Raw genomic sequence first — 23,343 nt, forward strand, 5'->3', positions numbered from 1 at the left:
AATCACGATCTCTCGTGACATCCGATAACGAAACCCCGGCCGGCCGCCTCGTCTTCGAGGCGGTGCGCGCGGCGGTTTCGGACGCGGATCTTTCCTCCGATGCGCTACTCGCCGTCGCACTGAGCGGCGGACTCGACTCGACCGTGCTGCTCGATGCGGCCGTGCGCTGCTTTGGCGCGCAACGCGTCGTCGCGTTGCATATTCACCATGGCCTGAGCCCGAACGCCAACGCGTGGGCCGCGCATTGCGAGCGCTTCGCGGCATCGCTCGGTGTGCGCTTCGCTGCGCGTCACGTCGATGTCGCGCGCGCGGGCGGCGAAAGTCTCGAAGCGGCGGCGCGCGAGGCGCGTTATCGCGCGCTCGACGAACTCTGCGACGAACATGGCGCGCGTGCGCTTCTGATCGCGCATCATGCCGACGATCAGGCCGAGACCGTGCTGCTGCAACTGTTGCGCGGTGCGGGCGTCGCGGGCCTCGCGGCGATGGCGCCGCAGCGGTTCGATGGCGCCGCGCCGCGTCTGCGGCCGCTCTTGCGCCTGCTGCGCGCGCAACTGGAGCAATACGCGCACGAGTACGATCTCGCCTGGATCGACGACGAGTCCAACGGCGACACGCGTTATTCGCGCAACGCGCTGCGGCACGACGTGCTGCCGGTCCTCGCGGTGCATTTCCCTGGTTTTCGCGATGCCCTCGCGCGCACCGCATCGCACGCGGCGTCGGCGCAGCGGCTGCTGGATCAGCTTGCGCGCATCGATCTCGAGCATGTGCAAAGCGCGGACGAAGAGGGCGCGCTCGCGCTCGATGCGCTCCTCGCCCTCGACGACGAACGCGCGATCAACCTCATGCGCCACTGGATTCGCGCGCGCGGCTTGCTCGCGGCGTCGACGGCGCGCATCGCCGACATGCTGCGTCAGTTGCGCGATGCCGCTGCCGCGCGCGACGGCCACGCGTTGCGCGTCGATCATGCGGGGCATAGTCTGCGCGTGTATCGCAACGCGCTGTTCTGGGAACCGGGCGACAGCGGCGACGCGCCCGATCTCGACGACGGCGCGAGCGCGCTCCAGTCCGCGGTGGAACTGCAATGGCAGGGCGAAGAAGTATGGCGTCTGCCGCAGTGGCGTGGCTCGTTCGTGTTCGAGCCAGCCGATTCGTCCTTCGACGATGTGGTCGGCGAGGGCGTGCTGCGCGCCGCATCGCTCGTCGCGCGCCCGCGCGCGGGCGGCGAGCGCATGCGTGTGGCGGGCGAAGCGCCGAGCCGCACGCTCAAGAATCTCTTTCAGGAGCGCGGCGTGCCGGCCTGGAAGCGCGACGTGCCGCTGCTTTTCGTCGGCGAGGCGCTGCTCTTCGTACCGCACGTCGGCGTCAACCGGGAAGCCGCGCCGAGCGCCGCGCATGGGCCGCTGCGCCGCATTTCGTGGCGGCCGGACTTGTTGCTGGCCTGATGGCTGCGGGCTGATTCGAGGCACGTAGCGCAACCGTTGCGCCGGAGCCGGTAAAATCGGCGTTGCGCGGCGGTTATCTTGTAATTTCGGCCTCGATCGGGTACGGTTACTCGTTTCGCCCAAGCGCGTTTTTGCGCGGCATCTGCGTTCAAAAGACTCGATTTCGCCCGCAACCACGCATCCGTGCACCGCGTACCACCTCGTGCGCTCGCACGGCGGGCGTGCGGCAGCGCCCCGCGGCCGGTCGGCTTCGACCCATCCCCTGAAGCGATCGGGCGCGCGTCTCGAGCGCTTTCGCATCGAGCGTGTAAAGCGCGGTTTTCCCTCCAGTTCAAAACGCAAATGGCACTCATCGTACACAAATACGGCGGCACTTCGATGGGCTCGGTCGAGCGCATCAAGAACGTCGCCAAGCGCGTCGCCAAATGGCACAAGGCAGGCCACAAGATGGTCGTCGTGCCTTCGGCGATGTCCGGCGAAACGAACCGCCTGCTCGGTCTCGCGAGAGACATCAAGGCGGACCCGGACCCGCGCGAACTCGACATGATTGCCTCCACCGGCGAGCAGGTGAGCGTGGGGCTTCTCGCCATCGCGCTGCACGCCGAAGGTCTCGAAGCCGTGAGTTACGCCGGCTGGCAAGTGCCGATCAAGACCGACAGCGCCTTCACGAAGGCGCGCATCAGCGAGATCGACGGCGAGCGCGTGCTCAAGGAGCTCGACGCGGGCAAGGTGGTCGTCATTACGGGCTTTCAGGGCGTCGATCCCGAAGGCCATATCGCCACGCTCGGCCGCGGCGGCTCGGATACGTCGGCGGTGGCGATCGCCGCGGCGATGAAGGCCGACGAGTGCCTTATTTATACCGACGTCGACGGCGTCTACACGACCGATCCGCGCGTCGTCGAAGAAGCGCGCCGGCTCGACCGCGTGACGTTCGAAGAAATGCTGGAAATGGCGAGCCTCGGCTCGAAGGTGCTGCAGATCCGCTCGGTGGAATTCGCCGGCAAGTATCAGGTGAAGACGCGCGTGCTCTCCAGCCTGACCGATCCGCTGATGCCGCTCGCCGACGAGATGCACTCCGGCACGCTGATTACTTTTGAAGAAGACGAGAACATGGAAAAAGCAGTGATTTCTGGCATCGCGTTCCAGCGCGACGAAGCGCGGATCGCGGTCATGGGCGTGCCCGACAAGCCGGGTGTCGCGTATCAGATTCTCGGGCCGGTCGCCGATGCGAACATCGACATCGACATGATCATTCAGAACCAGAGCGTGAACGGGAAGACCGACTTCACGTTCACGGTCGGCCGCGGCGACTATCAGCGCGCGCTCGAAATCCTGAACAACCAGGTGAAGGGCCACGTTCAGGCCGAAACCGTGCTGGGCGACCCGAAGGTGTCGAAGGTCTCGGTGGTGGGCGTCGGCATGCGCTCGCACGTCGGCATCGCGAGCACGATGTTCCGCACGCTGTCGGAAGAGGGCATCAACATCCAGATGATCTCGACGTCCGAAATCAAGATTTCGGTGCTGATCGACGAGAAATACACTGAACTCGCCGTGCGCGCGTTGCACAAGGCGTTCGAGCTGGATCGCGCGTAAGGTCGCGTGACACGCGCGTGAAGGCTCGCGGGCCTTTACGCCGTTGCGGTTCGCGAAGCAAAGGCGTTTCGCTTTCGATGATCTGAAAAAAATCGTCATGCGAATTTGACCGGCGTGAGCGAACACGCTATTATCTCGATCTCGTTGCACTGCACTCCCGGTGCAACGAAAAGTTTGGGAGACGTGGCCGAGAGGTCGAAGGCACTCCCCTGCTAAGGGAGCATCTGGCTAAAAACTGGATCGAGGGTTCGAATCCCTCCGTCTCCGCCAGTTGTCGTAGAATGGCCCCGCAAGGTTAAAAACTTGCGGGGCTTTTTCTTTTTGCGCTCTGCACTCGCATTCGTACCGACATCCCCGCCGGGTCAAAACGTCACGATTGATCCGATCCCTTTAGGATAAGTCCGCTTCCGGGCGTCGCCGCTGCTCACTATCCTCCCGTTGCTTGCAACAAAGCAGTCAGTTGCAAGAAAAGCAACCATCGCGTTGTCTGCCTTAAGGCGTTCTCCGCGCATCCGCATACAAGCGAAGCAGCGCTCCTCTCCAGGATTCACTATTCACATGTCTCGTTTGAAAAAACTTCTCGCTCCGGCGCTGGTTTCGTTGCTCTGCATCGGTCATGCGCACTCCGAAACACTCGATCCGACGCTTCTCAAGGTGATGGGTGTCTACGGACCGCACAGCCAGTTCGCCGGTCCTTACGTCGGCGCGAAGCTCGGCGTCAACTGGTCGAATATCAGCGGCGACAATGGCCGCTCGCATACGACGATGTTCCCGGGCATCCTCGGCGGCGTGAACTATGATGTCGGCCCCGTCGTGCTCGGCTTCGAAGGTTTCGCCGACTTCCACGGCGGTTCGGTGACCAAGAAGGATGGCGGCCTCGACCTCAAGGTTGGCATGCCGGTCAACGGCAACATCATGCCGTACGCTCGCGTCGGTTTCACGGCATCCTGGCCGACCACGCGCATCCACTACGGCGCGGGCGTCGAATACAAGTTCGCGAAGAACTGGAGCGTCGCGGGCGAGTACACCGGTGACACCACGAGTCACAACGGCGCCAACTGGAACAACAACAGCCTGACGCTCGGCCTGCACTACTACTTCTTCTAATCCTTTCTCGCCGATGCGCGAGCGTTCGCACGCCCGCGCATCGTGTCTACGCCGGCGTCACTTCCCCGACGCGATCCGATCCTGAATGTGCTTCGCCCGTGCGGGCGACGACGGATGCGAATCGAGCATGCTCGATTTCCCGCCGTCGATGGTCGCCAGTTTCTGGAACGCCGTGACGAGCCCGGCCGGGTTGTATCCCTTCTGCTTCTGCGTGTCGAACGAGTAGTCGTCGGCAGCAGTTTCTTGCGATTGCGAGAACTGCGCGTTGACGAACTTCTCCGTCAGATCGCCGAGCTGCGATCCGGAAATGCTCGCGATCACGCCCGAACTCGACGACGCAATCGAGCGCGCCGCCGATGTGGCATACGCGACCTGCATCGCCTTCTTGGTGTGGCCGAGCGCCACATGCCCCATCTCGTGGCCGACCACGCCGCGCACTTCGTCATCGTTCATCAGGTCCATGAGGCCGCTGTAGACGCGCACGCAGCCATTGGCCATCGCCCACGCATTGACGTCCTTCGTGACGTAGACCTTGTAATTGACCGGCACGCCGTTGATGTTGTCGCCGAGCTGCTTCGAAATCTTGTTCAGACGCTGCGTGTACGGACTCGACGCCGGCGCGATCTTGTTCTCGCTGTCCATCTGCGCGCACGACTTGTCGGAGAGTGTGCGGACGTCGCCGTCGCTCAACATGAGCGCCTGCGTGGCGAGTTGGCCCGACTGGGCGAGCGAGTCCGGATTCAGGCTGCTGATGCTGCTGCACGAGGCGAGCGCGGTGACTGCCGATGCCGCGATCGCCAAGCGGATGATTCTCATGATTGCCTCTTCTGTACGTTGTGGTTTCGAGCCCGCATCGAATGCGGGTCGGGGCGAAATGCTCAACGGAGATCGACCCGATGCATACCCGAAAATTCCGATTTTCTTACAGAAGCTGACAACGGCAAGACAAATATCCGATTCAGTGGGGCGCGCGAAACGAATCAGTCCCGCGCGCGGCGGACGGCGGCGCGCACGCGGGCGGCCAACGAGGCGACCGTCGATGCGTCGGCGGCGATTGCCGACGCGTCCGGCAGGGCTTCGGCGGCGAGTTGCGTGAGTGTCTGGCCCGGCGGCATCTCGACGAAGACGTTCGCGCCGAGTTCGGAAAGCGCGATCGTCGAATCGTGCCAGCGCACCGGATGGCGCAGGTTGGTCGCGAGGTCTTCGCGAACCGCGTCGGCGTGGCGCAGCACGCGTGCGCCGCGATTGCCGACATACGCGATGCGCGGTGTCTCGACGCGCACGTCGCGCGCCGCTTCGATCAGCCGGTTGGCCGCGTCTTCGAGCAGCGCGCAATGCGACGGCACGCTGACGGAGAGCCGCTCGGCACGGCGCGCGCCACGCGAGAGCGCGATATCGCGAACTTTCGCGAGCGCGGCATCGCTGCCGGATACCACGATCTGACGCGGCGCGTTCAGATTGCCGATGTAGGCATCGGCGCCGCTGTCGGCGATGGCGCGGGCGATCTCGCTTTCGTTCAGCCCGAGCACCGCGAGCATGCCGTAGCCATGCGGATAGGCGTCCTGCATCAAGCTTGCGCGCAGGCGCACGAGGCGCAGCGCATCGGCGAAGCCAACCGCGCCGCAGACGACCGCCGCGCCGTACGCGCCCACCGACAGACCCGCGACGGCTTCCGGCTCGATGCCTTCTTCCGCGAGTGCGCGCGCCGCCGCCACGCCCGCGGTGACGAGCGTCACCTGCACCGCGACGGTCGATTTCAGCGCATCGGCTTCATCGAGCTGGAGGATATTCGCGCCGAGCACATCCGACGCCTCCGCGAGGGTGCGCGCGATCGCCGGATGCGGCTTGCCGCCGCCGAGGCGATGCAGGAATCCGGGCGTTTGCGCGCCCTGTCCGGGAAAGAGAAACGCGATCATGACGCGGCCCACGGATCGGCGACGAGACGCGGGCCGTCGGCGTGCCGCAGCATGACGCGCAGGCCCGCGCGCGCGAATTCGGCGAGCGAGAAGGCGGCCTCGGGCGTTTCGATCTGCACGTCGATGCGCGTGCCCGCTTGCTGCGCCGCATGCGACAGCGCGTCGAGCAGCGCGGACGCATCGGCGCGCGGCAGCGGCGTGGGCGCGCGCACGACGATATCGAGGTCGCTCGACGCGGTGATCGCCGGCATCGCGGTCGCGAGTTCGAAGCCGGCGCTGCCTGCCGGTCCCCAGGCCAGCGCGCGCGCATCGAGGATCGAAGCAACCGCGCGCAACAGCGCGAATGCGGGCAAGCCGGCGCGCGCGGGCCCGGGTGTGCGCGTGCACAGATCTTCGGGCGTGAGGATCGCATCGATCCAGCGCGCTTCGATCCACGCGCCGAAACGCTCGCTGCGCACGTCGCCGCGCACGCCGACCGCGATCTGATCGCCGATGCGCGGCGCACGCCGCACGACCGCGAACGGCGCGCGCTCGAGCGCCGCCGCGACCCAGCCGGGCGCATCGGCGAACGGCGGCGCGCCGGGCGCGAGGCGCACCAGATCGTGCGGCCGCACGTTCACGCGTTCCATTGCTCGCGCATCCGTTCGCGCACGGCTATCGACGCGGCGCGCGTGCGCTTCGCGGCGGCGGATGAAAGACGATTCGACAGATCGCGCGGTCCGTTTCGCGTATCTTTCACGGCGGCGGCGAGCGACGCCTTGACGCGTTCGATATCGGCGGAAGAGGGTGCATCCGCATCGATGCCTTCGATGAGTTCGTGCAGCAGCCCGAGCTTCGCGTACGCGCTCATCTTGTAGGACATCGGCAGAACCGTGTCGCCGAGCGCGTCGAGACTTTCGACGCTGCGCCGCGTGACGCGCGCGGCCGCTTCCTTGCCCATCGCATGCACGGCGGTGCCGGGCGCATCGAGCGCGATGATGCGGTTCGCCTGATAGCCGTGCGCGAGATACGCGCCCGACATGGCCGGCCCGACGATCAGCGCGATCACCGGATGGCCGGCGAGCCGCGCGCTGGCATACGCATCGACAGCGGCCGCGCACGCGAGATGAACGCCCAGCAGTTCTTCGCGGCGTCCGTACGCCTGGCTCTTCACGTCGACAACGGCGACGATCGGGCGCTTCACGCCGGCATCGCGATCGGCGTCGATGACTTCGCGGACCGCGCGCGCGAGCAGCCAGCCCTGTTCGAGCCCGACGACGTTATCGGTCGCGCGCGGGAAGCGGTTTTGCGGATCGGGCACGACGGCGAAGAAACGGGCGCGCTCGTCGTCGATATGGCCGTCGCGGGCGCGGATCGGGCCGCTTTCGGCGTGTTTCGCGGGCATGCTCAGCGCATCGAGCCAGCGCGCGCCGCGGGAAAGTGTGTCGGTCATGATGTGCCCCACAAGTTGCGCAATGTATCGGGATCGATGGCGTCCGGGTTCACTTGCGCGAGCCGCTCGATGAAACCATCGACGTCCGCGCTGCGATGCCGCTGCGGCACGCCGCGCTCGAACGCGGCGACGACGGCCTCGCGCACCCGGGCGGTGTCGTCTTCGACGAGCGTATCCGCGAGCCCGACGGCCACGCGCTCCTCGCCGCCGATCATCGACCAGATGAGGCGCCGGTCGCCCGAATCGAGTTCTTCGATGCCCGCTTCCTGTTCGATCACTTCCGGACCGTTCATGCCGAGCCGCGCCTGACGCGTCATCACGAGCTCGGTGCACAGCGCTGCCGCGAGCGACATGCCGCCGAAGCAGCCGACCATGCCGCCGATCACGCCGATCACCGGCACATGACGGCGCAACGCAACGATCGCCGCCTGGATCTCCGCGATCGCGGCCAGCCCGAGATTCGCTTCCTGCAAGCGCACGCCGCCGGTTTCGAACAGCACGACGGGACGAATCGCGCGTCCGGCCTCGAATTCGTTCGCGGCCATTTCGAGCGCCGCCGCGATCTTCGCGCCCGAGACTTCGCCGATGCTGCCGCCCTGAAACGCAGGCTCGATCGCGGCGATCACGGCGGGCTCGCCGGCAAGCGTGCCGCGCGCGACGACCACGCCATCATCCGCCTGGCAGACGATGTTCTGCATCGCGAGCCACGGCGATTCGATCCGGTCGAAGGGGCCGAGCAGTTCGCGGAACGTGCCTTTGTCGAGCAAGGCTTCGGCGCGTTCTCGTGCGGTCAGCTCGATGAAGCTGTGGCGCGCGAGGAAAGTGTCGTGCGCGTTCATTGCGTGTCTCCTTCGCTGGCTTCCACCGCTTCGCTCAGGCGCAGCATCACGACGCCGGGCGTCGCGCCAAAGTCGTTCAGTTCGATCTTCGCCGCGCCGTCGTAGCGCTGGAAGAAGCGGTCGAGCACGCTTTTCCAGACATGGCCGTAACCATCGACGCTCGTGCGGATGATCACTTCCGCATGCGCGCCCGCCGACGGCGAGAGCAGCACCTCGAGATCGCCCGAGCCGACCACGCCCACGTGCGCGTTGCGCGTGACGGGCCGCTTGGCGGGATATTCGTATCGCATGTTTTCCATCGTTCGCTCCTCTTCAGGGCAAGCGCCTGAGACTGTCGAGAAAGAGTGTCGCCGCGAGCAGATCGGCGGCGCCGCCCGGCGATGCGTTCAGCTTCATCAATGCTTCGTGAAGCGCTTTCAATGCGCGACGGCCCGCGCCGCTCGCGACACCGCCGCAATCGATCACCGTGCGCGCGCCGCGTTGCGCCGCTTCGAGCGCCTGCAAACCGCCGCGATGCAGCAGACACGTATCGTCGAGCGACGCGATGATCGCCATGAGCGCATCGAGCCGCGCGTCGGCTTCGTTCGCGCCGCGTGCGCGGGCGTCGTCGAGGGCGGGCAGGCCGATGCGCAGCGCATGCGGAAAGCCGTCGCGCGCTTCGCCGCGCGCGCCTTTCACGTGGAATCGCTCCACGGCGCGCGCGCCATGCGAGGTCCCCACGGAAGCGGGCGCATAGCGATCGTCGAAGCGCGCGATGTCCGCCGCCGATAGACAAATGGATGCGCTGTCGTCCGACGCTTGCATGGCCGCGCCCGCGCACAGCAAGCCGATGATCCAGATCGCGCCGCGATGCGCGTTGCTGCCGCCGGTCGCGCGCATCATCGCGGCTTCGCCTTCGCGGCCGATGCGTGCCAGTTGCTCGCGCAAGGCCTGCGACGGCCGAGCCTGCGAAGCGGCGCGCGCGATCGCGAGAAAGGTCGGCTGCAGCGCGTTCGCGGAACACAGCATCGTGCCCAGATCGAGATCGCGGTGCGCGCCGCTGCCGTTTTCATCGACGAGCGCGGGCTTGGGCGTGAGACGCGCTTCGGCGATGAGCGCATCGACGGCTTTCGCGGCGATGACCGATGGCGACGCAATCGTGTATGAGACTTCACGTAAGGCCAGCTTCATCACCAGCTCCGGAAGCGCGCGGGCGGCGCGTACAAGCCGCCCGACCACGCGACGAGATCGTCGATGCTGCGCGCCGCGAGCAGCGAGCGCTTCGCTTCGCCGCGCCGCACGCCCAGATCTTCCGGATACGCAACGATGCCGCGTCGGCGCAACTCCGCCGACTTCGCGGGATCGGCGCGCATGCCGATGGGCGTCACGCCCGCGATCGCCGCGAGCGCCGCGCGCCGCTCGTCCACGCCTTCGGCCGCGTGCAGATATGCGATGCCTTCTTCCGTCACGACGTGCGTGACGTCATCGCCGTAGATCATCACGGGCGCGATCGGCATGTTGCTTTTCTCGCCGACGGCGATCGCGTCGAGGGCATCGACGATGGTCGGCTCGCCGCCTTTCTTGTACGTCTCGGCGGTCTGCACGACGAGCTTGTGGCCGCGCGCGATCTTCGGATTCGGGCCGTCGTTCTTCAGGAGCTTGAGCCATGCCTCGCTCGAATGGCGCCGGCCGCGCGGATCGTGTCCCATGTTCGGCGCGCCGCCGAAGCCCGCGAGCCGCCCGAGCGTGACTGTCGATGAATTCGCGTCGGCGTCCATCTGCAAGGTCGAACCGATGAAGAGATCGACGCCGTATTGCCCGGCCAGCTGGCAGAACACGCGGTTCGAGCGCAGGCTGCCGTCGCGCCCGGTGAAGAAAATGTCGGAGCGCGCCGCGATGTAATCCTCCATGCCGACTTCGCTGCCGAAGCAATGCACGCTGTCCACCCAGCCGGACTCGATCGCGGGAATGAGCGTCGGATGCGGATTGAGCGCCCAGTTCGTGCAGATCTTGCCTTTCAGGCCGAGCTTTTCGCCGTAGGTCGGCAGCAGCAATTCGATCGCGGCCGTATCGAAGCCGATGCCGTGATTGAGCGACGTGACGCCGTAGCGTTCGTAGATGCCGCGAATCGTCATCATCGCCATCAGGATTTGCAGCTCGCCGATGTGACGCGGATCGCGCGTGAAAAGCGGCTCGACCGCAAACGGACGATCCGCCTCGACGACCACATCGACCCACGAGCCGGGAATGTCGACGCGCGGCAGTTCATCGACGATCTCGTTCACCTGCGCGACCACGATGCCGTGGCGGAACGCGGTGGCCTCGACGATGGTCGGGGTGTCTTCGGTATTCGCGCCGGTGTAGAGATTGCCGTGCCGGTCCGCCTGCACCGCGCACACGAGCGCGACGTGCGGCGTGAGGTCGATGAACATGCGCGCATACAGTTCGATGTACGTATAGATCGCGCCGATTTCCAGCTTGCCGTCTTCCAGCAGTTGCGCGACGCGCAGGCTCTGCGGGCCGGCGAATGCGAAATCGACCTTGCGCGCGATGCCTTGTTCGAAGAGCGCGAGATGCTCGGGCCGGCTGATGCTGGAGAGCAGCAGGTGGATGTCGTGCACGCGCGCGGGATCGAGCTTCGCGAAGGCGCGCGACAGAAAATCCGCCTGCTTCTGATTGTTGCCTTCGAGCGCGACGCGGTCGCCCGAGTGAATCAGCGCCTGCAGCGCATCGACGATGCGCGCGGGATCGAGCACGGCGCCGTCGAGCCACGGCTCGATGAGTTTGAGGCGGCGCGCCTTTTCCTGCGCGCGCGTGTTCCAGTTTCGGGTTTCGGCGATGACGTCGTTCATTGGTCGGCCTTGGGGGAAGTCGAACGGGAAGATGCGCGGCGTCGCTTTTTGGTGTGTGTGTTCTGGGCGAGCGCCTGGGCATCGGCGAGAAAGCGGTAAATCAGATCGCCCGTCGCGAGCAGATGACGCGCGACCAGCGTTTGCGCCTGTTCGATATCGCGCGCGGCGAGCGCTTCGAAGATCGCGCGATGCTCGGCATCGGACGATTCCTTGTGAATCGGCGCGCCGAGCTTCAGGCGCAGGTAGCGCTCGCCGCGGCGATGCATCTGACCGATCAGTTCCATCAGGCGAGGGCGGTTTGCGGGCGCGTAGAGGCTCATATGGAACTGCTCGTTTCGCACGACATAGAGCGCGGGATCGGGCTCGTTTTCTGCGGCTTCGAGCAGGTGCTGCGCATGGGCGAGCGTGTCCGGCGTGTGATGCCCGATTGCGATGCCGATGGCGAGGCTTTCGAGCGATGCGCGGATCTCGTAGATCTCGCGCGCCTCGTCGGCCGATTGCAAGCTCACGGCCGCGCCGCGATTCGGCTCGATCGTGACCCAGCCTTCGCTTTCGAGCTGACGGAAGGCCTCGCGCACGGGAATCGCGCTGACGGAGAACTGACGCGCGACGGCGTCCTGTCGCAGCGGCTCGCCCGGCAGAAGCGCGCCTTCGACGATCGCGGCGCGCAACGCATCCGCGATAAAGCGCGACGTGCTCTGGCGCGGTTCGAACTGCGCGTCGCGAAACGAGGCCGGAGGCGGCGATCCGGCGGAAAGATCTGTGGACATGGCTAGGTAGAAGTGCGGGCTTGTCGGATGTCGATGTTCAAATATTATATATAAAAACGCGCACGGAACCCCCGTGCTTTCCCTAGACGCCACAACAAACACCTTTCACTCGCGCGTCGCTAATCCTTTCGGAGACATGGCATGCCGACAACAGTCGATGGACAGACAAGCGCCACGCGCGCCAAAAGAACGCCGCTGAACCGGTCTCAGATCACGGGTTTCTGGGGCGCGTGGGCGGGCTGGACGCTCGACGGCATGGATTCGTTCATCTACGCGCTCGTGCTCGCGCCGGCGCTCACGGAACTCCTGCCGCGTTCGGGCTACGCGGCGACGCCGGCGAACGTCGGCCTCGCGGGCTCGATTCTCTTCGCGCTCTTTCTCGTGGGATGGGGGCTGTCGTTCATCTGGGGGCCGCTCGCCGACCGCTTCGGGCGCACGAAAGTGCTCGCGGCGACCATCTTCACGTTCGCCATCTTCACGGGTCTCGCCGCGACCGCGCACACGGTGTGGGAACTCGGGCTCTATCGGTTTTTCGCGGGCGTGGGGATCGGCGGGGAATGGGCGCTCGCGGGCACGTACGTCGCCGAGGCGTGGCCGGAAGATCGTCGAAAGATGGGCGCGGGATATCTGCAGACCGGTTATTACGCGGGCTTCTTTCTCGCCGCCGCGCTGAACTACACCATCGGCGCGGCGTTCGGCTGGCGCGCGATGTTTCTCGTCGGCCTGTTTCCGGTCGTGGTGTCGATCATGGTCCTGCTGCGGGTGAAGGAAACCGACAAGTGGGAGCGCGCCGAGGCCGTGCATCCGCACGTCAAGCATGAAAGCCCGCTCAAGGCGATTTTCAACGCGCAGTACCGCAAGCGCACGATCGTCGCGGCGGTGTTGCTGACGGTCGCGATCATCGGCCTGTGGGCGGGTGCGGTGTACGAGCCGTCGGCGGTGATTCAGCTCGCGACGAAAGCGGGCATGGACAAGCACGACGCGGCGCGCATGGCGTCGATCGCGACCGGGCTGCTGTCGATCGGCACGATCATCGGCTGTCTCGCGCTGCCGCCGATGGCCGAGAAGATCGGCCGCAGGAAGACGCTCGCGGTGTATTTCGTCGGCATGGCGGCATCGATCGCGCTCGCGTTCGGCTGGGCCTTCTATCTGCCGAACGGGCTGGTGCCGTTCATCGCGCTGCTGTTCGTGCTGGGCTTCTTCGGCGGCAACTTCGCGCTCTTTTCGCTGTGGCTGCCGGAGCAGTTCGAAACCCGCGTGCGGGCGACCGCGTTCGCATTCTGCACGTCGGTGGGGCGCTTCTTCGGCGCGATCGTGAACTTCGGCATCGGCGCGATGGTGCTCAATATGAAGACGCTCGGCGTGCCGATCGCGATCACGGCCGTCGCGTTTCTGATCGGCCTCGCGGTCATTCCGCTTGCGCCCGAGACGAAAGGGCAGGAACTGCCGAACTGATACGCGTTTAAAAGGCCGCCGTTTTCTCACGGCGAGCCTTACTTTTCGAAAGCTTTCCCGCGGTAATAGGACGTTACCAAGCGGAAACACTTAGCCGCGCGCCGGTCCGATATAGTCCCCTCAACACAACACATGACCCATCGAGGTGGGGCTTCACATGAACAAGGTATCGAAGGCTTCCGTGCTGGCCGGCGCCGTGATGATCGGCGGCATGACATTGTCCGGCGCAGCGTTCGCGGGCGTGTCCGTGGGCGTCAACATCGGGGTGCCCGCGCCCGTGTACGTCGCGCCCGCGCCGGTCTATGCGCCGCCTCCGCCGCCCGTCGTGTACGCGCCGCCTCCGCCGCCGGTGTACGCGCAACCGGTCATCGTGGTCGGCTGGCATGGCGACCGCTACTGGGACGGCCGCCGCTACTGGGATCGCGATGATTACTATCGCTATCACGGCCACGGACACGGCAATGGTCACGCCTACGGCCACGATAAAGGGAATCACGGCTGGCATTGACCGCCGCGCGTCACCTGAGGCAAGCAAGAAGCCACCTGTCCGCTGCGGGTGGCTTTTTCATATCTGATGAAATCCATCAGAGCCGAATCCGCCAGCGCGACGACGTCCGAAGGCAATTTCACCCTCCACACAATGTAACAAAAGGTAAGCTTTCTCCTGACATTTGGTCCAGACGCGCAAAAACTTACAAAGATGAAATATTGCGTTGAAAGCTGTCCGTTATATTTTGTTGCAAGCGAACAAGCATAAGAGCGAGGTCCGTTTGCAAATGAAGATGAAACTCCCGGGGAAGGTTCTGGCTGGCGTCGTCGCCATCACCGCGTTGAGCGGGACGGGCATCGCCCGCGCGGATGTGCAGGTCGGCGTGAATATCGGCATTCCCGCGCCGGTCTACGTTGCACCGACGCCGGTGTACGCGCCGCCTCCGCCGCCGGTCGTCTATCAGCCGGTGCCGGTCTATGCGCCGCCGGTGGTGATCGGCTGGCACGGCAGCCGCTATTGGGACGGGCGCCGTTACTGGAACCGCGACGACTGGTATCGCCATCATGGGCGCGGGCCGCATCATGGTCCGCCGCCGGGGCATGCCCACGGCCATGGGAACGGCCACGGCAATGGCCACGGTCACGGACATCGCTGAAGCCACGCGCCCAACGCGGCGCCGGCCACGAAAAAGGGCCGCTCACGCGAAGTGAGCGGCCCTTTTTTGCAAGCGAAGAACGGGGCGCTTATTCCGCCTCGGCGCCCATGCCGCCGACGACCGCATGGAAGCCGGCATCGACGTGCACGACTTCCGCGCTCACGCCCGCCGCCAGATCCGACAGCAGGAACGCCGCGACATTGCCGACCTGCTCGATCGTCACGTTGCGCTTGAGCGGCGCGTTCTCTTCGACGAAATTCAGGATCTTGCCGAAGCCCTTGATGCCGCTCGCGGCGAGCGTCTTGATCGGGCCGGCCGAAATGGCGTTCACGCGCACGCCGGTTCCGCCGAGCGAGGGCGCTGCCGCCATGTAACGCACGCTGGCTTCGAGCGAAGCCTTCGCGAGGCCCATGGTGTTGTAGTTCGGCAGCGCGCGTTCCGCGCCGAGATAGGAGAGCGTGAGCAGCGACGAGCCGTCTTTCAGCATCGGCCGCGCGGCCTTCGCGAGGGCGGGGAAGCTGTAGGCGGAGATGTCGTGCGCGACGCGGAAGTTCTCGCGCGACATGCCTTCGAGGAAGTCGCCGGCGATCGCTTCGCGCGGCGCGAAGCCGATGGAGTGCACGAGGCCGTCGAGCGAGTCCCAGCGTTCCTTGAGCGACGTGAAGAGGCCTTCGATCTGCGCGTCGTCGGCGACGTCGCACGGGTAGACCATGTCGCTGCCGAACTCGGTCGCGAATTCGGTGATGCGCTCTTTGAAGCGCTCGCCGACATACGTGAACGCCAGTTCCGCGCCTTCGCGCTTGCAGGCCTCGGCGATGCCGTACGCAATCGAGCGGTTCGACAGCAGGCCCGTCAGCAGAATTCGTTTTCCAGCGAGAAAGCCCATGAATGCTCCTTCTTTGATGTCAATGTCGCGCGTCGGCGGCGGCCAGGCGCTGTGCGGGCCTTGTGGCGCAAGCCGAACGGTGCGGGATTTTGGGTAGAACGCCCGCTATCAATAAAATCAATGACTTAGCGAGCGCCTATGTACCGTGTGGACTATCCACCTGGGGCGGAAGTGTAGCAGGCGTGTCCGTCGCTGTTTCGCTCCGCTCATCGGCTCGCGCAAGTACGTTCCTGTATCGCGTAGCTCGCGAGAGATCGGTAATTGACGATAGCGCCATGAGCAAGAACACAAGCGTAAAAACAGCCGTAACCCATTGCAACGCTACGGATTGCGGTTCAAAGGGCCAAGTGAGGATCGGCACGTGTCCGGGCGTCCCGCGCAGTACCTCCGCAAGAGACCCCGCGAGTAGCCCCGTGCACGCAATAACTACCACGTATATCGCGTTTAGCCGACAGCGCACCTCTTGGCGTTCGATACGGCGGTAGATTCTCTCGTCCGAACTTGCGCGCAGAACGAGGGCATCGTAATCAGCACGAGACTTATTAGACCGTTCTTGCCAGTGTGTGCTTGCCTTGCCAAGTAGCCCATAGAGCGCGCGCCGGAATAGGTCCGAGCACAGCGAAAGCAGGATAGACCCAATCCCGGCTGTCACCCACCATTGCCACGACATGAAATTTTCAAGGCGCATCGGGTTTGCCCTCGTTGAAGTATTCCCCACGGGCGAGGCGCTCCCCGGCCTTCCGGAGCTTGTCTTCGTGTTCGGCTATGTAGGCCCGCAGGGCGGCCCGCACTACGTCCGCCGTAGATGTCTTAGTGATGGTCTGGAGTAGGGCGAGCTTTTCCAGGTCTGATTCCTCTACCCGCACGTTGAGCGAGCGGGCGGGAGCTTTCTGTGGTCTACCTCTTGGCATTATTCGTAACCCTCTTTACGTGTAGGCCCGCAGTCTAGCACGGATTTTCATAGTCATAACTACGAATAAAAACATAACTTTTCTGTCTAACGTCAACTATTAAACATAGTCGTCTTTACGTTTATCATGCTCCTCATGCGGTCAGGAAAGGCCGCTCCTATTGACGAAGGACGAGGACGACCAAATGACCACGCTTGTTATCAACACCCCGGACGCTAGCCGTAACAACTTCAAAGCCGCGCAAGTAACCCTCAATCATTACGGGTTCGAGCTTTCCCGCTACCACGCAACCAACACGGATGGCGGTATGTGCATCGTGGCCCATGTGCGGCATTGCAGCGGGGAGGATCACGCGGCGGCAAATCAGGCGCTTGCGGTAATGCCGGAGGGAACAACGCTGTACGTGCTGCACTGATAGACAGGGCGGGGCGGGGAAAGGGCGGGGCAGGCTGAAAGGCTTGCCCCGTTTTGCTTTTCAGCGCCCGCGTACAAGTCGGTAGAGAGACTAGGAGAGGCCAAGTAAGTACCCGCACACAAGTTGCCCCACAGACTAGAGAGCAGCGGCAGGAAATAATTAACGGGCCGTTTAATTGTTGGTACGGAGACCCAGAGAGAAGCGACCTTAAGTATCCACTTACAAGTTGCGTGACAGACTAGGAAGGAGCTAGCCCGCACAAGGCCTCCGGGCTTTTCAGAATCCGCTTACAAGGTGGTCAGCAGACTAGGAGAGAAGCAACCTCGATAAACGCCCCGGTTGGGCCTTTGAAACATCCTACATTCGGTTTGTAATAGAAAGGAGTACACACCATGACACACAAGCATCACAATGGCGGCAACGCCCATGCGGTGGTTAGCGTCCGCATGACCCCGGAGACCCACCACGCTATGCGCCTGCTGGCGGCACATTCGGATAAGACCGTATCCCGAATCCTGCGGGAGTATGCAGAGCAGATCACAGGACGCAGTGGCCGCCCGTCATTCCGCGACTACAGCCCGCACGGTGGCTAAGAACAGCGTAACCATAGAAAACCCCGATGCTCTTACGGACGTCCTCCGTAACGCGAGCGTGGCGGCCTCGGAGTCTGCTTTACGCCAAGCAGCTATCGCAGGTGCGCGGGTTTTCTACCGTGAGATCAAAGTTCGGGCCATGCCGCATTACCGGACAGGCGTTCTCGAAAACAGCATTAAAACCGTATTCGTCCCCGAGGATTCAGTAACGGGCGAGATTGCTACCTATGCAGTAACCGTAAATCAAAACGCGTGGTATGCCCGTCTGTTGGAATTCGGTACCTCCAAGATGGCCGCCAAGCCTTTTATTCGCCCCTCGTACGAGGCAAAGCGACAGGAAGCGGGCCAAGCCGTTATCAATTCACTTCAGGAGGCCGTTAGCAATGGCGGACAATAAGACTACAGTTAAGGTAAGCGCGGACGCCTCGGGATATACCGCCGAGCTAGACCGTGCGGCCAAATCTGCCCGAGCCTTTCAACAAACGCAGGATCAAGCGGCGGCCCGCATTAAGGTAGCGCAGCAAGCAATTGCAGAGGCGGCCACGGCAGGCTCTACCGCCTCGGCCCGGGCCATTAACTCCTTTGTGAGCCAAATGGACCGCATGGCGCAGACGGCGGGCAAATCGCAAGCCCAAATCCTGCAAATGAAGGCGGCGCAGCTTGGCGTTACGGATTCAGTATCCGGCTATATCTCGGCAATTCAGCAGGCCAGCGAGAAAACCCACGAGTTCAACCTTAATACCACGGCCTCCCGCCGCGAGCTTATGGTTTTGGCACATGAGGCCTCGCAAGGTAGTTGGACCAAGTTTGGCGGTTCAATGATGGTCCTTGCGGAAACGATGGACCTTACCCGCTTGATTATGTCCCCGTTGGGCGTAGCATTTCTGGCGGCGGGTGGTGCGGCATACGGGTTTCTCAAGACGGTGCACGATGGTTACGCACAGGTTGAGGAATTTAATAAGGCCATTAACGCTACGAGCGGCTATGTGGGATTATCCGCCGCGCAGATGGCGGAAATGTCTAACGGTCTGCAAACCGGGACGACTAATCTTAAGTCGGTCCGGGAGGCGATGGCGCAGGTTGCGGCCACAGGCGCATTTACCGCCGACTCTATCCAGCTAGCGACACAGGCCGCTATTGCTATGTCCTCGGATATTGGCATTGGCACGGATAAGGCCGCCGAGAGCTTGGCTAAGATTCAAGACGACGTGCTTAAGTGGGTTGCCGAGTATCAAAAGGCGCACCATACTTTTAGCGCGGGCCAAATTGAGGAGATTGATAATTTCGTCAAGCTCGGGGATACGGCCAGTGCGGTCAAGGTCATTATGCAGGACCTTTCTAAATCGCACGCTGCGGTGGAGGCCGATGCTAATAAGCACATGGGCGTAGTCGTTGATTGGTGGAACCAACTCACTTACTCTGTTACCCGGGCCAAGAACGCGATAATGGGCATTGGCGTTCCGGACTCAATCGATAAGCAGGTTGGAGACCAATACGCCAAGGTTGAGGCCGCAGAGCGTAATCTAGCTCAAGCCAAATCAATGGGCGCAATGGGTAATCTCTCGTCCGCCCAAGAGCTGCTCGATAAAGAAAAGGCCCGCTTAGACGTATTGCGAGCGCAACAGGGAGTTATTAATACGCAGCAACGAGCACGGGAGGCTTTGGCTAAAGGTGGGGACGCTAAGGTTGCTGTAGATAGTTACCTCCGCTCCGATAAATACGCCTCGCCGGGCCAGAAACATAGCCTAGAGCTTGGGGACGAGGATAAGGCGTTTGCTAAGGCTACGGCGGGTCTGGATAAGGGTAGTGCGGATTATCAGGCGGCCCTTAAGCGGCATTACGACAACGTAGCCAAGATTAACGAGGACTACGCTAAATCCACGCGCAAGAACGGTAATAACTCGGAAGCGTTCCACGGTGCGCTAACGGCAATGGTTGCGGCTAATCAGCTAATCGAGGCCGAGGAAAAGCGTTCACAGGCAACCCTTAAGGCGCAACGCTCGGCGGGCCTAATTGACGTTGACAGTTATTTCCAACGACTGCACGACATTCAAGCCAAGGCGGTGGACGAGGAGATTGCTAACGCTCAGAAGCGGGTAGACCTTGCCAAGGCCAAGCCGGAATCCTCGGCGTACCAAGAGGCCCTCAAGACATTTAAGGAACTCACGGCGCAGCGTAAGCAGATTGACCAAACGCTTACCGATAATCTCCGGGACCTCGCGGCGCAGCGGTCCAGCGACATTACCCGCTTTGCCGAGCAACAATCGGCCTCGTTGCGGAGAACGCAAGCGGCGCAGCAACAGGCGTACGCGACGATGTTCTTAGCCCCGGATGCCAAGGCGCAGGCGGACGCGGCGTACCAACTGCTCGCCAGCTTCGAGGAGGAAAAGGACGCCCTCCGCAAGCAATACGACTCGCCCACGGCGGACCAAACGGAGTACCAAGCCAAGCTCGCCATCGCCCAGTCTTATTACGATGCGTCCCTGGCCCAACTCCAGGCGGACCAAGCCAAGCAAATGGCCGTACGGCGGAGCTACGCCGATCAAATCCGCCTCTCTATGGTCGGGATTGCAGGCGTAACGCTGACCAATGCGGAGGTTGCGGGTACCGCGTTCTCTACGGCGTTCGGGGATATGAATACCGCGCTTGAGGAGTTCGTGACTACGGGCAAGTTCTCGTTTAGCTCGTTCGCGTCTAGCGTTATGGCAGACCTCGCCAAGATCGCACTCAAGGCGGCGGAGTCCCGCATCTTTGAATCGGTCCTCGGGTCTACCTCGTTCTTTAGCTCGGGCGGCGGGGTGGGGCATTACGCCACTGGCGGCCATATCGTGGGCGCGGGTTCGGGCACTAGCGACTCTATCCCGGCAATGCTCTCTAACGGGGAGTTCGTGGTTAATGCCGCGAGCACCAAGAAATATCGCTCGTTGCTTGAAAGCATTAACGCGGGGCAGGCGCGGCACTTCGCTACGGGCGGGTTAGTCGGTTCCGGTTCTACGGCCTCGGCGGGTAGTGGTTCCCCGGTATCCGTTGTCGTCAATAACAACGGCGGCAGTATGACAGAACAGGACGCAAAGGACCTCCATAACGTTGTTAGGTCGTGGGTAGACAAGCGGACTGTCCAGAATTTCAGAGGCCAAGGCGGACTTGCTTGGCAAATGAAATATAACCAGATTTGAGAGGATTAACCTTTGTCGGCAGGACTTCGTATTTGGGACGCGTCCGGTAATTTGGTGCTGGACGCCTCGCACCGCATTTCGCGCATTATCTCGTCCAAGCCGTTAGTGGGCGGGTTTAACGATAGCGCCCAAGACGACCGCATGAAATCCGGGGCGTTTATATCTATTCAACCCGACTCATACATTGGGTTTCTCTCGGGCGGGTTGATTCACCCCACTTTCTCGTTAGACACCAATACAGGTACGGTATCGTGGACTTGGGCAGCTAAGAATTCGGCCCAGTACGATACGTACGTGCAAGGGTTCGTCTTTTACGGAGCGTATTAATGATTAAAAAGGACGTGGTAACGCCCTCAACGGGCGCGGTTGCCGCCGTGCATGTGGTTATGCAGGTGTCGCTTGATTACACAGGGGCCGGGGCTACGGACGCTTACGTGTCCTCGTACCTGTCTCAGGAAATGTATGAGGCGGGGAAATTTCCTCTCCAGACGCAGCAAATCAGGCTCGACGGTCTCCCCGCTGCGGGCCAAGACCCGCGCGATTACGCCGAGGCTCTCCTCGTGCAGCCGGTTCCGGATGAGGGCGCGTCAACGTACCCGAATCGCTACGTGCTGGCCGGTGGCGGGATCGTAGTAGCAAGCTAAGTCGTGCATGTAGGCGGGCCGCCTGTAGATCCACTGGCCTAGCCGATTCCCTCGGGATCGTTACCTTTAACTTTAATTAGGAATACAAATGGGTATTTTCAAGAAAGCAGAATCCGCAGCGGTTCAATTCGACATTAACGCCGTGGTTGCTGAGGCCCAAGCTATGCCCAAGGTGCTGCAACGGCCCACCTTTAGGGACGGTGCCGTGTACGCGGACGCTATCGCCCGTTCGGTGGGTATGTGGGCGTACCAGAACGCCGCCGCGTTGAAGTACCAAGGGGATTCGGTTGAGACACTCACGGCCAAGATTGCGGAGGTTAGCGCGGAGCGGGCCGCACAGAACCGCGTCGCTACGGAGGCCCGGTTGGCGATTCATAAGGAGGTTGGTGGATTCGAGGGCTTGCATATGTTCTCTACCGCTGGCCTCAGTCCGAATGTTGACGTGGATACGTTCGCCCGCCAACGGGCCGCAGAGTCGGAGGTGCATCGCCTGAGTACCGAGTTGGCGGCTCTTCAACCGCAACTACACGCAGCGAAGCAGCACGAGGCCGTGAAGCAACAAGCGGCGGCTACGGTGGCGGCGCTCCTGTCGGTGTTCAACTAATGCGGGTCCTGAAAGGCTACGCCACTACGTCAGATGTTGACGTGGTGGGCGACATTGTGAAGCCCGGGGGCGTGATTTTTAACAAAATGCCGCTCCCGCTCCTCGGCGGCCACGATCACAAGCTACCTATCGGTACGGTGGTCTCGGCCAAGGCGGACGCCAAAGGCGTAATGATTACGGCGCACCTGATCCCCAAGGGCGAGAGCCGGACGGCGGACGATTGGGCGGCGGCGGCTAAGTTTGGCGCGGCGCAGGCTTTCAGCATCGGATTCCGTAGCGCGGGCGCAACGCCTAACCAGCACGGCGGCAAGACCTACGATACCTCGCTAGTGCATGAGGTCTCGCTCGTGGTTGTCCCGGCTAACTCTGCCTGTGTGGCTAAGTACTCGGAGACCCCGGACGCCGCCCCCGCTGCGCCTGCCAAGGTTAAGCCGCAGGCAGCAAAGCCTAGTCCCAAGGCCACAGAAACCACTAAGCGTTACTCCCTGTTGCCCTTTCTCGCAGATTAACCCGCCCCAGGACACACATGAACTTTTTCTCTCTCGGCATGAAATACCGCGCAACCATGAGCCAACCGGACCGCAAGGCCGCTGTTCTTCATGCTCAAGGCGCAGGGACCAATTGTGGCAACCCAGTAACCGTTACGGTCAAGGACGCAGACGGTAATGACGTGGTGCTCAAGATTGACCAAGACGAATTTATTGCTTTCCTCTCGGGCTTTTCCGCCTACTAACCAGAACTCCCCGGGCGGCCCAAACCGCCCACTTACAACTAAGGATAACTTATGGAATTTGTAATCGACCCTAGCATGACGGAAGAATCGCTTAACACGCTCATTCGTGGAAAGGAGATCGCTAACACGATGCTCCGCAAGGACATTGCAATCAACGATCGACTGATCGCGCAGGCCAAGCTCCGCCTCATTAACAAGGACTTGGAAAACGCGGAGGTGGAATGAATCAAGACATCGAATTCCGCATTAGCCGAGCCGCTCTCGAAAGCCTGCACCGCGAGGCGGCGGAGGCGGGGCGCACCGTTGGAAACATGTTTCGTTCTAAGGCGTTCGCCCTCGCGGGGGCGGAAAGCCCGTCTTTCTCCCTCTCGGGGGAGGAGACCAACCGCGCGTTTAATTGCGGCGTCCATCCGAGCGTGTACGCCCGCCTTGTGCGGGTTGCGCAGCGTATGGGCGTTTCCGTGTCCTGCCTCGGGGAGTTGGTGGCCTCGTTCGATATGGAGCAGGCGTGAGTTACCTACGCGATTACCACGCACAGCGCCGACACCTGACCCGCCTGTGCCGTGCTCTCGGTCTGCCCCTGTCGGAGCAAGGCCCCAAACGTAAGGTCCCGCTGCATAACAATCTCCTCCGCGCCCACATTCACGACCACTGTTACGGGCCGGATTGGGGCGAATGCACCGGAGGCATGAACGCGGCGGACATGGACCGCAGTTTGGCCCACATGGTGGACACGCTCGAAATGCGCAACGGGTACGCCCTGGCCGTGGCTCAGGCGTGTATCCGGGCCGGGAAGCATGAGACCCGTATGGCTCGGGCAGATATGGCGGTCGTACGGGACGCCAAGGGCC

The 23,343-nt window shown here is 62.8% G+C and carries 26 protein-coding genes and 1 tRNA gene; 17 read left to right on the top strand and 10 right to left on the bottom strand.

The annotated features are described in order from the left end of the window. Nucleotides 1-14 precede the first annotated feature (14 nt). The 4 genes from tilS to LY284_RS02905 all read left to right on the top strand — a co-directional run bounded on the left by tilS (nucleotide 15) and on the right by LY284_RS02905 (nucleotide 4,142). Nucleotides 15-1,442, top strand: a complete 1,428-nt coding sequence (gene tilS, locus LY284_RS02890; RefSeq protein WP_014191791.1) for a tRNA lysidine(34) synthetase TilS — start codon at nucleotides 15-17, stop codon at nucleotides 1,440-1,442. A 342-nt stretch (nucleotides 1,443-1,784) separates the two neighbouring features. Continuing rightward, nucleotides 1,785-3,035 (top strand): aspartate kinase, encoded by a 1,251-nt coding sequence (locus tag LY284_RS02895; RefSeq protein ID WP_014191790.1) that lies wholly within the window; start codon nucleotides 1,785-1,787, stop codon nucleotides 3,033-3,035. Nucleotides 3,036-3,212: 177 nt separating this feature from the next. After that, nucleotides 3,213-3,305, top strand: a tRNA-Ser gene (locus LY284_RS02900). Between the two features lie 288 nt (nucleotides 3,306-3,593). Beyond that, nucleotides 3,594-4,142, top strand: coding sequence for a porin family protein (locus tag LY284_RS02905; RefSeq protein ID WP_045450789.1), 549 nt, complete (start codon nucleotides 3,594-3,596; stop codon nucleotides 4,140-4,142). A 57-nt stretch (nucleotides 4,143-4,199) separates the two neighbouring features. On the opposite strand, the gene LY284_RS02910 is transcribed toward LY284_RS02905, so the two are convergent. The 9 genes from LY284_RS02910 to LY284_RS02950 form a co-directional block, all read right to left on the bottom strand. After that, nucleotides 4,200-4,958: a M48 family metallopeptidase gene (locus LY284_RS02910; protein WP_014191788.1), complete on the bottom strand. Its 759-nt coding sequence runs from the start codon at nucleotides 4,956-4,958 to the stop codon at nucleotides 4,200-4,202. Nucleotides 4,959-5,122: 164 nt separating this feature from the next. Beyond that, on the bottom strand, nucleotides 5,123-6,058 hold the full coding sequence (gene mdcH / locus LY284_RS02915) for a malonate decarboxylase subunit epsilon (protein ID WP_014191787.1): 936 nt from the start codon (nucleotides 6,056-6,058) through the stop codon (nucleotides 5,123-5,125). After that, the gene (locus LY284_RS02920; protein WP_014191786.1) at nucleotides 6,055-6,687 is read right to left on the bottom strand and encodes a malonate decarboxylase holo-ACP synthase; all 633 of its coding nucleotides are present in this window, start codon (nucleotides 6,685-6,687) and stop codon (nucleotides 6,055-6,057) included. Before LY284_RS02920 ends, mdcH begins: the two co-directional genes overlap by 4 nt. Beyond that, the gene (gene mdcE, locus LY284_RS02925) at nucleotides 6,675-7,442 is read right to left on the bottom strand and encodes a biotin-independent malonate decarboxylase subunit gamma (RefSeq protein ID WP_375294254.1); all 768 of its coding nucleotides are present in this window, start codon (nucleotides 7,440-7,442) and stop codon (nucleotides 6,675-6,677) included. Before mdcE ends, LY284_RS02920 begins: the two co-directional genes overlap by 13 nt. Before the next feature lie 44 nt (nucleotides 7,443-7,486). After that, nucleotides 7,487-8,329 (bottom strand): biotin-independent malonate decarboxylase subunit beta, encoded by an 843-nt coding sequence (locus LY284_RS02930; protein WP_014191784.1) that lies wholly within the window; start codon nucleotides 8,327-8,329, stop codon nucleotides 7,487-7,489. Continuing rightward, nucleotides 8,326-8,628: a malonate decarboxylase subunit delta gene (locus LY284_RS02935; protein WP_014191783.1), complete on the bottom strand. Its 303-nt coding sequence runs from the start codon at nucleotides 8,626-8,628 to the stop codon at nucleotides 8,326-8,328. The genes LY284_RS02930 and LY284_RS02935 overlap by 4 nt, the downstream gene beginning before the upstream one ends. Nucleotides 8,629-8,641: 13 nt before the next feature. Then, nucleotides 8,642-9,499: a triphosphoribosyl-dephospho-CoA synthase gene (locus tag LY284_RS02940; RefSeq protein WP_014191782.1), complete on the bottom strand. Its 858-nt coding sequence runs from the start codon at nucleotides 9,497-9,499 to the stop codon at nucleotides 8,642-8,644. After that, complete coding sequence (gene mdcA, locus LY284_RS02945; protein ID WP_014191781.1) at nucleotides 9,499-11,160, bottom strand: malonate decarboxylase subunit alpha; 1,662 nt, start codon at nucleotides 11,158-11,160, stop codon at nucleotides 9,499-9,501. Before mdcA ends, LY284_RS02940 begins: the two co-directional genes overlap by 1 nt. Further along, on the bottom strand, nucleotides 11,157-11,930 hold the full coding sequence (locus tag LY284_RS02950; RefSeq protein ID WP_014191780.1) for a GntR family transcriptional regulator: 774 nt from the start codon (nucleotides 11,928-11,930) through the stop codon (nucleotides 11,157-11,159). Before LY284_RS02950 ends, mdcA begins: the two co-directional genes overlap by 4 nt. 141 nt (nucleotides 11,931-12,071) lie before the next feature. Here LY284_RS02950 and LY284_RS02955 point away from each other — a divergent pair, with 141 nt between their 5' ends. The 3 genes from LY284_RS02955 to LY284_RS02965 all read left to right on the top strand — a co-directional run bounded on the left by LY284_RS02955 (nucleotide 12,072) and on the right by LY284_RS02965 (nucleotide 14,530). After that, a complete protein-coding gene (locus LY284_RS02955; protein WP_014191779.1) occupies nucleotides 12,072-13,385 on the top strand; it encodes an MFS transporter in 1,314 nt (437 codons plus the stop codon). A 157-nt stretch (nucleotides 13,386-13,542) separates the two neighbouring features. Then, nucleotides 13,543-13,893, top strand: a complete 351-nt coding sequence (locus LY284_RS02960) for a hypothetical protein (RefSeq protein ID WP_014191778.1) — start codon at nucleotides 13,543-13,545, stop codon at nucleotides 13,891-13,893. Between the two features lie 268 nt (nucleotides 13,894-14,161). Next, the gene (locus LY284_RS02965) at nucleotides 14,162-14,530 is read left to right on the top strand and encodes a hypothetical protein (RefSeq protein ID WP_014191777.1); all 369 of its coding nucleotides are present in this window, start codon (nucleotides 14,162-14,164) and stop codon (nucleotides 14,528-14,530) included. An 88-nt stretch (nucleotides 14,531-14,618) separates the two neighbouring features. On the opposite strand, the gene fabI is transcribed toward LY284_RS02965, so the two are convergent. Next, nucleotides 14,619-15,416, bottom strand: a complete 798-nt coding sequence (gene fabI, locus LY284_RS02970; protein ID WP_014191776.1) for an enoyl-ACP reductase FabI — start codon at nucleotides 15,414-15,416, stop codon at nucleotides 14,619-14,621. A gap of 1,095 nt (nucleotides 15,417-16,511) precedes the next feature. Between fabI and LY284_RS02975 the strand changes: the two genes are divergently transcribed. From LY284_RS02975 to LY284_RS03020, 10 genes are all read left to right on the top strand, one after another. Beyond that, nucleotides 16,512-16,742: a hypothetical protein gene (locus tag LY284_RS02975; RefSeq protein ID WP_233384469.1), complete on the top strand. Its 231-nt coding sequence runs from the start codon at nucleotides 16,512-16,514 to the stop codon at nucleotides 16,740-16,742. 392 nt (nucleotides 16,743-17,134) lie between these two features. Next, nucleotides 17,135-17,335, top strand: coding sequence for a hypothetical protein (locus tag LY284_RS02980; RefSeq protein ID WP_233384471.1), 201 nt, complete (start codon nucleotides 17,135-17,137; stop codon nucleotides 17,333-17,335). Then, nucleotides 17,328-17,732 (top strand): HK97-gp10 family putative phage morphogenesis protein, encoded by a 405-nt coding sequence (locus tag LY284_RS02985; RefSeq protein WP_233384474.1) that lies wholly within the window; start codon nucleotides 17,328-17,330, stop codon nucleotides 17,730-17,732. Before LY284_RS02980 ends, LY284_RS02985 begins: the two co-directional genes overlap by 8 nt. After that, nucleotides 17,719-20,511 (top strand): phage tail length tape measure family protein, encoded by a 2,793-nt coding sequence (locus LY284_RS02990; protein ID WP_233384476.1) that lies wholly within the window; start codon nucleotides 17,719-17,721, stop codon nucleotides 20,509-20,511. The genes LY284_RS02985 and LY284_RS02990 overlap by 14 nt, the downstream gene beginning before the upstream one ends. Before the next feature lie 326 nt (nucleotides 20,512-20,837). Next, complete coding sequence (locus LY284_RS02995) at nucleotides 20,838-21,155, top strand: hypothetical protein (RefSeq protein WP_233384478.1); 318 nt, start codon at nucleotides 20,838-20,840, stop codon at nucleotides 21,153-21,155. An 88-nt stretch (nucleotides 21,156-21,243) separates the two neighbouring features. After that, a complete protein-coding gene (locus LY284_RS03000; RefSeq protein WP_233384480.1) occupies nucleotides 21,244-21,759 on the top strand; it encodes a hypothetical protein in 516 nt (171 codons plus the stop codon). After that, nucleotides 21,759-22,268 carry an HK97 family phage prohead protease gene (locus tag LY284_RS03005; RefSeq protein WP_233384489.1) on the top strand — a complete coding sequence of 170 codons (510 nt, stop codon included), beginning with the start codon at nucleotides 21,759-21,761 and terminating at the stop codon, nucleotides 22,266-22,268. Before LY284_RS03000 ends, LY284_RS03005 begins: the two co-directional genes overlap by 1 nt. Nucleotides 22,269-22,285: 17 nt before the next feature. Further along, complete coding sequence (locus tag LY284_RS03010) at nucleotides 22,286-22,492, top strand: hypothetical protein (RefSeq protein ID WP_233384491.1); 207 nt, start codon at nucleotides 22,286-22,288, stop codon at nucleotides 22,490-22,492. Nucleotides 22,493-22,543: 51 nt separating this feature from the next. Further along, nucleotides 22,544-22,717: a hypothetical protein gene (locus LY284_RS03015; RefSeq protein WP_233384493.1), complete on the top strand. Its 174-nt coding sequence runs from the start codon at nucleotides 22,544-22,546 to the stop codon at nucleotides 22,715-22,717. Then, complete coding sequence (locus LY284_RS03020; protein WP_233384495.1) at nucleotides 22,714-23,004, top strand: hypothetical protein; 291 nt, start codon at nucleotides 22,714-22,716, stop codon at nucleotides 23,002-23,004. Before LY284_RS03015 ends, LY284_RS03020 begins: the two co-directional genes overlap by 4 nt. The last annotated feature ends 339 nt before the right edge of the window (nucleotides 23,005-23,343 follow it).

This window comes from Caballeronia sp. PC1 (assembly GCF_021353155.1).
Taxonomy (GTDB): domain Bacteria; phylum Pseudomonadota; class Gammaproteobacteria; order Burkholderiales; family Burkholderiaceae; genus Caballeronia; species Caballeronia cordobensis.